The 13,442-nt window shown below is 67.1% G+C and carries 7 protein-coding genes; 5 read left to right on the top strand and 2 right to left on the bottom strand.

Annotated features, from left to right (window positions below):
- The first annotated feature begins 6 nt into the window (after positions 1-6).
- Positions 7-858, top strand: coding sequence for an urea carboxylase-associated family protein (locus tag PcP3B5_RS09105; protein ID WP_061561072.1), 852 nt, complete (start codon positions 7-9; stop codon positions 856-858).
- Between the two features lie 290 nt (positions 859-1,148).
- Positions 1,149-6,014, top strand: coding sequence for an NAD-glutamate dehydrogenase (locus PcP3B5_RS09110; protein WP_061561073.1), 4,866 nt, complete (start codon positions 1,149-1,151; stop codon positions 6,012-6,014).
- A gap of 413 nt (positions 6,015-6,427) precedes the next feature.
- Here PcP3B5_RS09110 and PcP3B5_RS09115 read toward each other — a convergent pair whose 3' ends face one another.
- Positions 6,428-6,853, bottom strand: a complete 426-nt coding sequence (locus tag PcP3B5_RS09115) for a hypothetical protein (RefSeq protein ID WP_145923866.1) — start codon at positions 6,851-6,853, stop codon at positions 6,428-6,430.
- A gap of 353 nt (positions 6,854-7,206) precedes the next feature.
- Here PcP3B5_RS09115 and PcP3B5_RS09120 point away from each other — a divergent pair, with 353 nt between their 5' ends.
- The 3 genes from PcP3B5_RS09120 to PcP3B5_RS09130 all read left to right on the top strand — a co-directional run bounded on the left by PcP3B5_RS09120 (position 7,207) and on the right by PcP3B5_RS09130 (position 12,332).
- Positions 7,207-7,827 (top strand): response regulator transcription factor, encoded by a 621-nt coding sequence (locus tag PcP3B5_RS09120; RefSeq protein WP_009621263.1) that lies wholly within the window; start codon positions 7,207-7,209, stop codon positions 7,825-7,827.
- 43 nt (positions 7,828-7,870) lie between these two features.
- On the top strand, positions 7,871-11,047 hold the full coding sequence (locus PcP3B5_RS09125; protein WP_237143078.1) for an ATP-binding protein: 3,177 nt from the start codon (positions 7,871-7,873) through the stop codon (positions 11,045-11,047).
- A gap of 130 nt (positions 11,048-11,177) precedes the next feature.
- Positions 11,178-12,332, top strand: a complete 1,155-nt coding sequence (locus PcP3B5_RS09130) for an EAL domain-containing protein (protein WP_061561074.1) — start codon at positions 11,178-11,180, stop codon at positions 12,330-12,332.
- Between the two features lie 42 nt (positions 12,333-12,374).
- Here the strand turns inward: PcP3B5_RS09130 and PcP3B5_RS09135 are convergent, their stop codons facing one another.
- Positions 12,375-13,370: a fimbrial protein gene (locus PcP3B5_RS09135; RefSeq protein WP_061561075.1), complete on the bottom strand. Its 996-nt coding sequence runs from the start codon at positions 13,368-13,370 to the stop codon at positions 12,375-12,377.
- Between the last annotated feature and the right edge of the window lie 72 nt (positions 13,371-13,442).

Consider the following 13,442-nt stretch of genomic DNA (forward strand, 5'->3'; position numbering starts at 1 on the left):
CCGAACATGTACAAGGACTATCCCGCCGCCTACCAGGCCAACAAGGGTTCCGCCCTGCAGGTGGACAAGGCGTTCTACGACCGCCTGCGCGAGGACAAGGACGCGCGCAGCCTGATCGAGCAGTTCGAGGTGCCGATCCGCACCGGCCGCGCCTGGAAGGTGCCGGCCGGGCACCTGTTCCGCGTCACCACCCCGGTGGGTCCGCAGGTCGGCGACTTCAACGTGTGGAACGCCAACGACCCGCGCGAGCGCATGTGGGCCGCGCGCACCCGCCAGCTGCAGGGCGCCCACGTCAGCACCTACGACCGCCTGTGGTCGAACCTGCCGTTCCTCCGCCCGCTGCTGACCATCACCGACGACAGCCTGGCCGCCTACGGCATCGACGAGCACGGCGGGCGCGTGCACGACCTGCTCGGCACGCGCTGCGACCCCTACGTCAACAAGATGCTCACCGGCGAGGACTTCCACCACCACTGCCACTCGAACCTGACCCGCGCGGTGCTGCCCCACGGCCTCACCGAGTTCGACGTGCACGACGTGCTGAACATCTTCCAGTGCACCGGCCTGAACCACGACGACATGTACTTCATGAAGGCCTGCCCGGCGAAGCAGGGCGACTACCTGGAGTTCTTCGCCGAGATCGACGTGCTCTGCGCGCTGTCCACCTGCCCGGGCGGCGACCTGTCGCTGCCCATGTGGGGCCCCGAGGCGCAGGACCCGCTGAGCGTCTGCCGCCCGCTGGGCGTAGAGATCTACCGCGTCGAGCCGGCCCTGCTCGAAGGCTGGCAGCCGCCGCAGCGCGCGGCCTACGACGGCCTCCACGGCCTGCGCCTGCAGAAGCCCGACTGGGAGCGCTGAGCCCGCCGCGACGGGCGTGCCGGCCGGCGGCCGGCACGCCCCCGCTACCCCTGCATGAACGAATATGTCGCGGCTTGGTAATCCCATTGCCGCGCCGTCTCGTTAAGCTCCGCAAGTGAATCGTGACCGGGCGGTCCGGCCGCCTACCTGGATGCTTCCCCTGCCTGGATTAATGCCCAGCATCTGCTGAACTTCATCGGAAGACGGTGGCCCGGCGCCACTCCCGGGGCGATTCGCAGCTCGAGAAAGCCCTTGCTTCACCCAATGACAAGCCAAGCGGAGCATTGACCATGGCGTTCTTCACCGCGGCCAGCAAAGCCGATTTCCAGCAGCAACTGCAATCGGCCCTGGCGCAGCACGTCGGCGAAAAGGTGCTGCCACAAGTAGCCCTGTTCGCCGAACAGTTCTTCAGCCTCATCTCCCTCGACGAATTGACCCAGCGCCGCCTGTCCGACCTGGTCGGCTGCACCCTGTCCTCCTGGCGCCTGCTGGAGCGCTTCGACCCGGCCGAGCCGGAAGTGCGCGTGTACAACCCCGACTACGAGAAGCACGGCTGGCAGTCCACGCACACCGCCGTGCAGGTGCTGCACCCGGACCAGCCGTTCCTGGTCGACTCGGTGCGCATGGAGCTGAACCGCCGCGGCTACAGCATCCACACCCTGCAGACCACCGTGGTCAGCGTGCGCCGCAACGCCAAGGGCGAGCTGCTGGAAGTGCTGCCGAAGAACAGCCAGGGCAAGGACGTGCGCCATGAGTCGCTGATGTACCTGGAGATCGACCGCGCCTCCCATGTCGGCGAGCTGCGCACCCTGGAGAAGACCCTGCTGGAAGTGCTGGGCGAGGTGCGCCTGGCGGTGGCCGACTTCCCGGCCATGCGCGCCAAGGCCGAGGAACTGCTGGCCTGGCTCGGCAAGTCCAAGGCCAAGGCCCGCGCCGAGGAGACCGCCGAGGTGCGCGCCTTCCTCGAATGGCTGCTGGACAACCACTTCACCTTCCTCGGCTACGAGGAGTTCACCGTGGTCGACGAGGCCGACGGCGGCCGGGTGAACTACGACGAGAAATCCTTCCTCGGCGTGACCAAGCTGCTGCGCACCGGCCTGAGCAAGGAAGACCTGCACATCGAGGACTACGCGGTGGCCTACCTGCGCGAGCCGCTGCTGCTGTCCTTCGCCAAGGCCTCGCACCCCAGCCGCGTGCACCGCCCGGCCTACCCGGACTACGTGTCCATCCGCGAGATCGACGCCAAGGGCAAGGTGCTGCGCGAATTCCGCTTCATGGGCCTGTTCACCTCCTCGGTGTACAACGAGAGCGTCAGCCAGATCCCGTCGATCCGCGGCAAGGTCGCCGAGGTCGAGCGCCGCTCCGGCTTCGACGCCAACGGCCACCTGGGCAAGGAACTGGCCCAGGTGCTGGAAGTGCTGCCGCGCGACGACCTGTTCCAGACGCCGGTGGACGAGCTGTTCGCCACCGCCATGGCCATCGTGCAGATCCAGGAGCGCAACAAGATCCGCCTGTTCCTGCGCAAGGACCCATACGGCCGCTTCGCCTACTGCCTGGCCTACGTGCCGCGCGACATCTATTCCACCGAGACGCGGATCAAGATCGAGCAGGTCCTGCGCGAGCGCCTGAAGGCCAGCGACTGCGAGTTCTGGACCTTCTTCTCCGAATCGACCCTGGCGCGGGTGCAGTTCATCCTGCGGGTGGACCCGAAGACGCGCATCGACATCGACACCAAGCTGCTCGAGGAAGAGGCCATCCAGGCCTGCCGTTCCTGGCAGGACGACTACGCCGCGCTGGTGGTGGAGAACTTCGGCGAAGGGCAGGGCACCAACATCCTCGAGGACTTCCCCAAGGGCTTCCCGGCCGGCTACCGCGAGCGCTTCGCCCCGCACTTCGCGGTGGTCGACCTGCAGCACCTGCTCAGCCTGTCCGAGGCCCGCCCGCTGGTGATGAGCTTCTACCAGCCGCTGGCGCAGAGCGAGCAGCAGCTGCACTGCAAGCTGTACCACGCCGATGCGCCGCTGGCGCTGTCCGACGTGCTGCCGATCCTGGAGAACCTCGGCCTGCGCGTGCTCGGCGAGTTCCCCTACCGCCTGCGCCACGCCAACGGCCGCGAGTACTGGATCCACGACTTCGCCTTCACCTATGCCGAAGGCCTGGACGTGGACATCCAGCAGCTCAACGAAATCCTCCAGGACGCCTTCATCCACATCGTCAACGGCGATGCCGAGAACGACGCCTTCAACCGCCTGGTGCTGACCGCCAGCCTGCCGTGGCGCGACGTCGCCCTGCTGCGCGCCTACGCCCGCTACCTCAAGCAGATCCGCCTGGGCTTCGACCTGGGCTACATCGCCAGCGCGCTGAACGCCCACGTGGACATCGCCCGCGAACTGGTGCGGCTGTTCAAGACGCGCTTCTACCTGGCCCGCAAGCTCACCGCCGAGGACCTGGAAGACAAGCAGCAGAAGCTCGAACAGGCCATCCTCAGTGCCCTGGACGACGTCCAGGTGCTCAACGAGGACCGCATCCTGCGGCGCTACCTGGACCTGATCAAGGCCACCCTGCGCACCAACTTCTACCAGCCCGACGCCGCCGGCCAGAACAAGAGCTACTTCAGCTTCAAGTTCAACCCCAGGGCGATCCCCGAGCTGCCCAAGCCGGTGCCCAAGTACGAAATCTTCGTCTACTGCCCGCGGGTGGAAGGCGTGCACCTGCGCGGCGGCAAGGTCGCCCGCGGCGGCCTGCGCTGGTCCGACCGCGAGGAGGACTACCGCACCGAAGTGCTCGGCCTGGTCAAGGCCCAGCAGGTGAAGAACGCGGTGATCGTCCCGGTCGGCGCCAAGGGCGGCTTCATCCCGCGGCGCCTGCCGGTGGGCGGCAGCCGTGACGAGATCCAGGCCGAGGCCATCGCCTGCTACCGCATCTTCATCTCCGGCCTGCTGGACATCACCGACAACCTCAAGGAAGGCGAGGTGCTGCCGCCGGCCAACGTGGTGCGCCATGACGAGGACGACCCCTACCTGGTGGTGGCCGCCGACAAGGGCACCGCGACCTTCTCCGACATCGCCAACGGCATCGCCGCCGAGTACGGCTTCTGGCTGGGCGACGCCTTCGCCTCCGGCGGCTCGGCCGGCTACGACCACAAGGGCATGGGCATCACCGCCCGCGGCGCCTGGGTCTCGGTGCAGCGGCACTTTCGCGAGCGCGGCATCGACGTGCAGAAGGACAGCGTCACCGTCATCGGCATCGGCGACATGGCCGGCGACGTGTTCGGCAACGGCCTGCTGATGTCCGACAAGCTGCAGCTGGTGGCCGCCTTCAACCACCTGCACATCTTCCTCGACCCCAACCCGGACCCGGCGGTGAGCTTCGCCGAGCGCCAGCGCCTGTTCAACCTGCCGCGCTCGGCCTGGTCGGACTACGACGCCTCGCTGATCTCCGCCGGCGGCGGCGTGTTCCCGCGCAGCGCCAAGAGCATCACCCTGAGCCCCGAGGTGCGCGCGCGCTTCGACATCCAGGCCGAGCGCCTGACCCCCACCGAGCTGATCAACGCGCTGCTCAAGGCGCCGGTGGACCTGCTGTGGAACGGCGGCATCGGCACCTACGTCAAGTCCAGCAAGGAAAGCCACGCCGACGTCGGCGACAAGGCCAACGACGCCCTGCGCGTGGACGGCCGCGAGCTGCGGGTGAAGGTGGTGGGCGAGGGCGGCAACCTGGGCGTGACCCAGCTGGGCCGCGTCGAGTTCGGCCTCAATGGCGGCGCCTGCAACACCGACTTCATCGACAACGCCGGTGGCGTGGACTGCTCCGACCACGAGGTCAACATCAAGATCCTGCTCAACGAGGTGGTGGCCGCCGGCGACATGACCGGCAAGCAGCGCAACGTGCTGCTCGCCGAGATGACCGAGCAGGTCGGCGACCTGGTGCTGGGCAACAACTACAAGCAGACCCAGGCGCTGAGCCTGGCCGAACGCCGCGCCCGCGAGCGCATCGCCGAGTACAAGCGGCTGATGAACGACCTGGAGGCGCGCGGCAAGCTCGACCGCGCCCTGGAGTTCCTGCCCACCGACGAGGCCCTGGCCGAACGCATCGCCGCCGGCCAGGGGCTGACCCGCGCCGAGCTGTCGGTGCTGATCTCCTACAGCAAGATCGACCTCAAGGAGTCGCTGCTCAAGTCGCTGGTGCCGGATGACGACTACCTCACCCGCGACATGGAAACGGCCTTCCCGCAGACCCTGGTGGCCAAGTTCGGCACGGCCATGCGCAAGCACCGGCTGAAGCGCGAGATCGTCAGCACGCAGATCGCCAACGACCTGGTCAACCACATGGGCATCACCTTCGTGCAGCGCCTGAAGGAGTCCACCGGCATGACCCCGGCCAACGTCGCCGGCGCCTACGTGATCGTCCGCGACGTGTTCCACCTGCCGCACTGGTTCCGCCAGATCGAGCAGCTCGACTACCAGGTGCCGGCGGAAGTCCAGCTGACCCTGATGGACGAACTGATGCGCCTGGGCCGCCGCGCCACCCGCTGGTTCCTGCGCAGCCGCCGCAACGAGCAGGACGCCGCCCGCGACGTGGCCCACTTCGGCCCGCGCATCGCCGCCCTGGGGCTGAAGCTCAACGAACTGCTCGAAGGCCCGACCCGCGAGCTGTGGCAGGCGCGCTACCAGGCCTACGTCGACGCCGGCGTGCCGGAACTGCTGGCGCGCATGGTCGCCGGCACCAGCCACCTTTACACCCTGCTGCCGATCATCGAGGCGGCAGACGTCACCGGCCGCGACCCGGCCGAAGTGGCGCGCGCCTACTTCGCCATCGGCAGCGAGCTGGAGCTGACCTGGTACCTGCAGCAGATCAGCAACCTGCCGGTGGAGAACAACTGGCAGGCGCTGGCCCGCGAAGCCTTCCGCGACGACCTCGACTGGCAGCAGCGGGCGATCACCGTCTCGGTGCTGCAGATGCAGGACGGCCCGCAGGACATGGGCGAACGCGTGGCGCTGTGGATAGAACAGCACCGCGAAATGGCCGAGCGCTGGCGCGCCATGCTGGTGGAACTGCGTGCCTCCACCAGCACCGACTACGCCATGTACGCGGTGGCCAACCGCGAACTGCTGGACCTGGCGCAGAGCAGCCAGCACGGCGCGAGCGTCGCTGCCTGACGCCCGCCGGCTGAGCCCGTCGCTGTTCCCGAGCCCCGCCTTGTGCGGGGCTTTTTTTGCCCGGACGTCAGGCGTGGAGCTGCCTTGCCGCTTTTCGTAGGATGGGTTGAGCCTTGGCGAAACCCATGCGGCCATGGCGATGGGTATCGCTTCGCTCAACGCCATCCTACGACGGCCCCATCCACGCCATTTCCATGTAGGAGCGCGCCCTGCGCGCGATTCGCGGGCAGGGCCCCGCGGCGCGGCCTATGGAACAGGAGAAGCACCGTCGTAGGAGCGGACCTTGTCCGCGATAGCCGGGTATATCGGCGCGGTTCGCGGACACCCCACGCCCACCTCCGAATCCACCTGTAGGAGCGCGCCCTGCGCGCGAAATCGCGGGCAGGGCCCGCTCCTACGGGGGCGGGTGGGGCTTATCGGCCGGTTCCGCCGAAGATTTCCCTTGGCTCGGTTTCGCCATCGCCGCCCAGGCTCATGAGCCTGGCCAGCTCCTTGGGCCGAAAAGGCGCCTGGAGCACGCCCAGCAACGGGATGCGTTGCGCTCTCGCCCAGCGGAACAGCGCCTGGCGCTCCTGCGAGTTGGCGTCTGCCACCGCGATGATCGAGCCTATGGCCTCATACCAGGCCAGTAGCTCCAGCGAGCGGGTATGGAGGCTCTTGCCGAGGTCGTCGACGAGCAGCAGTTCGAATCGTTCGCCTCGCTCCAGAAGCTCCACCAGCTCTTCCACCGAGCCACTGAGGACGACGCTGTAATGCCCCAGTTCGTTGAGGGCGCTCCAGTAGTTCAGCAGCGAGCCGGGGTGTATTCCGAGCACCGCGATCTTTCCTTTCTCGTGCACCCCTGGGCTCCCGGTAAATGGGAAGTACCGTAGTGCGGGAAGGCGTGGGGCAACACGGGAGGCTTCCCGATTTCCTCCGGGGATCGTCTGGAATGGGGCTCGGCGGGGGAGGGCGAGGTACGACCAAGAAAAGTCTCCTACCATGGTGAGAAAAATCAGGAAAATTCCTGGCAAGCGGCTTGATGTCTTCGTGATGCCTTGCCTGCAAACTTTCTTGCGAAATAGCAGGAAATACGCTGCGGAAAACGAGAAATTTCGGTCGTGCCCAGGCTGGCTCATACGACGTCACATGGCGTCGCAGGCCGCATGGCTCGCGCTTCTTGCACTCCTCCCACCCAGGTTGCCCGAGACTCATGAGCAAGACTGTACTGATCGTCGATGACCATCCCCTGATCTGCCAGGCCATACGCCAGGCGCTGGCCTCCGTCGGTTTCGAGACGCTGGGCGAGACGGCCGACGGCGTGGACGCGCTGCGGATGATCGAAACCCTGAAGCCGGACATCGTGATCCTCGACATCGGCCTGGAGAAGCTGGATGGGCTGACGGTGCTCAAGCGCATCACCCGGGAGCGCCTCGACACCCGCGTGCTGGTGTACAGCTCGCAGACGAAGGAGACCTACGCCACGCGCTGCCTGCAGGCGGGCGCCAGCGGGTTCGTCAGCAAGAGCGAGCCGATCGGCAAGCTGATGAAGGCGATCGAGACCATCGCCGAAGGCTACGTATTCTTCCCCAGGGACGCGATGCCGCTGCCCGGCGGCGGCGACGGCGCGGTGGGCGACCTGGAGGACCTGACCGACCGCGAGTTGCAGGTATTCAAGCTGCTGGCGGAGGGATTCTCCAACCGGGAGATCGCCGACAAGCTCAGCCTGAGCAACAAGACCGTCAGCGGCCACAAGGTCAACATCCTGACCAAGCTCAGCGTCACCTCGATCGTGGAGCTGGCCGATATCGCCCGCCAGCACAACCTCATCTGACCGGCCGTCGGTGAAGCCGTTGCCGATCCTTCTGCGCTGCCTCGTGTGGCTATCGCTCGTGCTCTGCGGCGTCACGGGCGGGGCCTGGGCGCAGGACCTCACGCCCATCGCGCGGCAGTCGCTGGATGAGCTGAAGGTGCGGCTCACCGAGCAGGAGCGCGGCTGGCTCGCGCAGAGGAAGACGCTGGTGGTCGGCGTGCTCCACGACCCCTTGCCGCCGCTGCGCATCTTCGTCGAGCGGCAGGGACTGGAAGGGATCATGGCCGACTACCTGGTGGCCCTGCAGCGCGAGCTGGGCGTGCCGATCCGGGTGCGCCCGTTTCACAGCCGCGACGCGATGTACGACGCGCTGCAGGCCGGAAGCATCGACCTGGTCAGCAACGTCACCCCGCTGATGGCGCAGCACCGTGGGCTGGTGCTGACGCCGCCCTACGCGCTGACCGAGCTGGCGCTGTTCGCCGAGGGCGGCGACCTGCGCGAATACAGCACCACCGATGGCAAGACGCGCATCGCCGTGGCCAACGACGTCATGCTGGACATGTACCGCGCCGCCGGCGGACGCGGCATCATCCAGCACTACCCCTCGGCGCTGGTGGCCATGGCCGCGGTGCTCACCGGCGATGCCGACGTCTTCCTGGGCGACACGCTGTCCACCCACTACCTGTCCAGCCAGCTGTTCAGCAACCAGTTGGCGATCAACCAGAGCGCGCAACTGCCCGAACTGGCGGTGGGCTTTGCCCTGGAGCCGGGGAATACGCTGCTGCAGGGTATCTTCCAGCGTGCCCTCGGCGGCCTCACGCGCTGCCAGACCGTCAACGCGCAGTACCTCTGGGGCGACCTCGAGGGTTGCGAACTCAACGATTTCCGCAGCCGCCTGAGCGAGTCGGAGCGGGCCTGGCTGGAGCGCGCCGACACCGTGCAACTGGCCGTCAGCGAGGACCTGGCGCCCTACGCCTTCTTCAACAGCCGCGGGCGTTTCAACGGCATCGCCTCGGATGTGCTGGACATCATCCGGCGCAAGACCGGCATGCGCTTCAAGATCGTCCGCGTCAGCTCGCTGAGCGAGGCCGACGCCTTGCTGGACCGTGGCGAAGCGAGCCTGAGCATCCTGCCGGAAATCACCCCGCGCCAGCCGCCGTACCTGCATACCCAGCCCGTCGCCACCGCGCCCTACCTGTTCGTGATGCGCCAGGATGCCGGCCAGGGCGCGCTGGATGCCGGCAGCCGGGCGACGGTGGCCATCGCCAGGGGCTACCTGCTGCCGGAAATGCTTGCCAGCCACTATCCGCACCTGGCGTTCAAGCAGACCGAGACCATGGGCGAGGCCTTCAAGCTGGTGCGCGACGGCAGCGCCGACATCGTGCTGGCGCCGGCCAACGTGGCGCGCTACTACCTGTCCTACAAATACGAGACCAGCCTGAAGATCGGCGGCATCTTCGACGGCCCCGGGGCGCAGATCGTGTTCGCCGCGCCTAATGGGCAGCCACAGCTGATCTCGATCCTCGACAAGGCGATGCTGGAAATCACGCCCCGCCAGTACCTGCAGATCGTCGGCCGCTGGCGCGCCAACTCGGCCACCGACGACAAGTACTGGGAAGGCGTGGCCTCGTACATCCAGCGCTCCTTCGAGGTGCTCGGCGTGCTGCTGGTGGTGGCGGCTCTGCTGATCCTCGTCCAGCGCGGGCGCATCCGCCGCAAGCGCCGCGACCTGGAGCAACGCCAGTTGCTGCTGGACGAACTGCGGCGGGCCAAGGAGTCGGCGGAAAAGGCCAGCCGCGCCAAGTCAGTGTTCCTCGCCACCATGAGCCATGAAATCCGCACGCCGCTCAACGCCATCATCGGCATGCTGGAGCTGGTGCTGACGCGCAGGGACGACGCCGAACTGAATGCGCAGTCGGTGCACATCGCCTACGAGTCGGCCATCGGCCTGCTGGCGTTGATCGGCGACATCCTGGACATCTCGCGCATCGAGTCGGGCAAGCTGACGCTGGTGCCGGAGCCTGCGCGGATGAAGGACCTGCTGGAGTCGGTGGGCAACGTGTTCTCGGCCCTGGCGCGGCAGAAACAGCTGCGCCTGAGCCTGGACATCGACCCGCTGGCCGCCGAGCTGGTGTGGGTCGACGGGCTGAAGGTCAAGCAGATCCTTTCCAACCTGGTGAGCAACGCCATCAAGTTCACCGAACGGGGCGGCGTCGACGTCCGTTGCACGGTAGCGCCGGCTGGGGCGGCGCTGCGCTTCGTGATCGAGGTCGTCGATAGCGGTGCGGGGATTCCTGCGGCGCAGCTGGACCAGGTGTTCAGGCCGTTCTTCGTGGCCGATGGCGCGGTGAACGACCCCAACGCCGGCGCCGGCCTCGGCTTGGCGATCAGCCAGTCGCTGTGCCTGCTGATGGGCGGCACCCTGGACGTGCGCAGCGAAGTGGGCGTCGGTACGCGGATGACCTTCAGCGTCAGCCTGGACCGGGTGATCGCCGAGCCTGCCCAGCCCAGGGCCACCGAAGGCGAAGAGGCGGGGCAGGGCGCCGAGGGGCCGCTGACGGTGCTGATCGTCGAGGACCACCTGCCCAGCCAGTACCTGCTGTACCAGCAGGTCAGCTACCTCGGCCACCGGGCGCTGACCGCCAGCAACGGCCTGGAAGGGCTGGCCGCGTGGCGCGAGCATGAAGTCGACATCGTCATCACCGACTGCAACATGCCGGAGATGGACGGCCACGAGATGACCCGCGCCATCCGCCGCCTGGAGCAGGGGCAGGGGATTCGTCCCTGCCTGATCATCGGCCTCACCGCCGACGCCCAGCGCGAGGAACTGGAGCGTTGCCGCGCCTCGGGCATGGACCATGCGCTGGCCAAGCCGATCAACCTGGCCGGGCTCAACCGCCTGATTCCCAAGTTCGGCGCAGGCCAGCCGCAACCCGCGGGCATGCCGTCGCGCATGGACGGCATCCGTGCGGCCATGGCCGAACAGGTGGTGCGCAGCAACGAAAGCGAGCGCGCGGCCATGGGCCACGCGCTGGATGGCGGCGACCTGCCGGCCATCAGGCGCATCGCCCACAAGCTCAAGGGCACTGCCTACCTGCTGAACCATCAGAAGCTGCTGGAACAGTGCGTGGAGGTCGAGGACCTGTGCGCCGCCAACGTGCTGTCCGACGACCTGCGCGAGGCGATAACCGCGCTGCTGGAAACCCTGGGCGAGATCGATCGCGCGTTGCGCACGAGCTGAATCCCGCGGGCGGGAAAAGTCTCGTTCCGACTCGGGAAGAGCCCCGGTCGAACCCCCGATGCGTCTGTGAGGGTGCGGAAGACCGCTCGCATAAGCTTTCCGGGTGATTCGAAGCGAGGTTCCAGCCGTCATGCCCCAGCATTCACTGAGCGCCCTGCTGCTGAGCAGCGAAACCAGCCGCCGCGCCTACGCCTCGCAATTGCGCCGGGAATGCCCCAACGCGCTCATCCTCAGCGCCAGGGACTGCCAGCACGCCCGGGCCTTGCTGCAGCAGTTCGGCCCGGTCGACGTCGCCCTGTGCGAGGCGCAGCCGAATCCGGAGCGACTGGCCTTCCTCCAGCAGGCGCGGCGCGGGCGCAAGTTCCGCTCGCTGCTGCTGCTCGCCGGCAACCCGGCCATCGAGCGTGGCATGCGCCACTGGGCACAACTGCGGGGGATTCCGCTGATCGATCGGCTGGCCGACTATTCGCCGGCGCTGGGCATGCTGGATGCCGATGTCGTTGCCGAACCGCCCAGCGCCGAGGACCTGCGCCTGGGGCTCTGGCATCGGGAGTTCCAGGCCTACGTGCAGCCGAAGTTCGACCTGCGCAGCGGTGCGGTGCGGGCGGTGGAAGTCCTGGCGCGCTGGCAGCATCCTTTCCGTGGCCTGCTCGCGCCGGCCAGCTTCATCCCCCTGATGAGCCGCGAGGGGTTGCTCGACGATCTGTTGTTCGACCTGCTGGAACAGGGCCTGGCCTGCCAGCTCGAGCTGCATCGCCAGGGCCACGACCTGGCGTTCGCCTTCAACCTCAGCCTGGGCCAGGCGAGCGACGCCGCGCTGATCCAGCGCCTGGTCGAGCGCCTGCGGCAGCATCCCCTGCCGCTGTCGCAACTGACCTTCGAGATCACCGAAGACGGCCCGGCCAGCGCTGGTGCGACCTGCGTGGAAAACCTCATCCAGCTCAGCCTGCTGGGCGTGCGGCTGTCCATCGACGACTTCGGCACCCAGCATTCCTCGCTGCTGCGCCTGTGCCAGTTGCCCTTCGACGAGATCAAGCTGGCCGCCGAGTTCACCCGGCAGATCGCCGACAGCGAGCACTACCGCAGCGTGGCCCGTCACGTGCTGGCGCTGGCCGGCGAGCTGGGCATGCAACTGGTGGTGGAGGGCATCGAGACCGAGGCGCAGCGTCATTGCCTGGTGGACATGGGCGTGCGCACCGGCCAGGGTTACCTGCGCGCTGAACCCTTGAGGGCGGATCTTCTGGAAAGCTGGCTGAAGTTGCAGGGCGCGGGCTTCGCCGCCTGAGATCGATGAACCGGCGCAGGGACGTGGCCCTGCGCAGGAGGATCAGTCGTATTCGAGAATGTAGTTGAGCACGGCATTGGCCATGCCTGGAGTGACTGGATCCGCGCCCTTGCGCACGTATTGCGCCTTGACCGGCAGGCGGTAGCGCTCGCCCGTGGCTTCGGTCCTGATCCAGCTCATGTTCAGCGCGCTGGCCTTGGCGAAGGGCAGCTTCAGGCCCCAGTCGGTGGTCAGCGCGATCTCCACGCCCTTGGCGCCGCCCGGCGTCAGGTTGAGACGGCCGGGGCCGTCCGAGTTGCCGTCGAAATAGACCTTGACCGGCAACTGCGAGCCCGCCGGCACGCCCGTGCAGAGTACGTCGATGTCGAAGTCGCGGGAGGCCTCCTGCTGGCCCAGCCTGTCCGCCGTTACCCGCCCTAAGGGAATGCTGAGAAATTTGCTGCCCACGCAGCTGGAAAAGGAGCCGCGGCTGGCCAGTTGCGACGTGAGGGGGGTCCTGATCTCCAGGATATACTCGTCGTTTACGTAGAGCCCCAGCGAGGGGTAGGTCAGGTAGATGTTATCGCCGGTCGCTACCTTCTGCCCGGTACGGATGAGCTCGATGTCGATCGTGGGCGGGATCGGGACGTGCGCCCCGGGATGGTTCCCATATTCCCCGCTTGTCATCCTGTAGGGGTGCAGAAAATACCGAACGCCCAGCCCGGGCACGTTGGTCGTGTACACATCCGAGTAGCCTGGCGCCAGAGAGGCATTCGTTGGCGTGAAGCGCCAATAGACGTAGTCCACGAAGGGGGAGCAAATGGGCCAACTTGTACCGAGCCCCTGTCCCAGGTTGTCCTGATAGACAAACAGGATGACGGTGGCCATCGGCTGACCGATTGGTACATTGTCCAGGTCTATTAGGTTAGGCGGCAACTCGGTCTTGGTTTGGCGGAACTGGGGGGCTTGGGGCCAGCCACACATGGGAAGGGCGTGGGCTGTGCCGATGCTTGCGGCGGCCAGGGCTGTCAGGAGGAGCGCAAGAATGGACATCTTCATGGGGGCATCTTCTTTCGTTGGACGGATGGGCAAGGCAACCCAGGGGAGGGGGCTCGGTTTGGATTCCTTGCT

This window comes from Pseudomonas citronellolis (assembly GCF_001586155.1).
In the GTDB taxonomy this organism is placed as follows: domain Bacteria; phylum Pseudomonadota; class Gammaproteobacteria; order Pseudomonadales; family Pseudomonadaceae; genus Pseudomonas; species Pseudomonas citronellolis.